The 513-nt window shown below is 38.0% G+C and carries 1 pseudogene; it reads right to left on the bottom strand.

Going from position 1 to position 513, the window contains the following annotated elements:
• A pseudogene (locus L1D55_RS27795) lies at window positions 1-278 on the bottom strand (hypothetical protein); the annotation flags it as partial.
• Window positions 279-513: the final 235 nt, after the last annotated feature.

A 513-nucleotide genomic window follows, 5' to 3' on the forward strand; every position in this document is an offset into this window, starting at 1 on the left:
CAATGCTTTTCGTTTTGTCTGAGCAGTAGCCGCATGGTTAGTTGGCAAAAATGAATCAGTACCATGAATGGCAAAGACTTGAGCCCAATACCGTATCTGTCTTGAAGAAATTGAATATTGTTTTAAAATGAATCAGTACCATGAATGGCAAAGACTTGAGCCCAATACCGTATCTGTCTTGAAGAAATTGAATATTGTTTTGCTAAGTAGAGAGATGACGTGCCATCTAAGTATTGCTTAGCAATGATACATTTTAGCTCTCGGCTATATTTGGACATAAAAAGACCCCCAATAATTGGTGTCCAACTATTGGGGGTCAGTTCATTGTTTAGTTCACAGTAGGCTTTTTTGTGGTTCATCGCGGATTAGCGGGAACTAAAAACAAAAACGGTAGTAAGTGATATGGTTTAGTCGCCAAACAAAAATCATACACAAACTACCGTTTTCATGCCGAATCATACTTTCCTATCTTCATTCTGGGAAGGCTTTAAAATAGTAAAGTCTCACCAGACA

The sequence above is a fragment of the Vibrio sp. Isolate22 genome (assembly GCF_022398115.1).
In the GTDB taxonomy this organism is placed as follows: domain Bacteria; phylum Pseudomonadota; class Gammaproteobacteria; order Enterobacterales; family Vibrionaceae; genus Vibrio.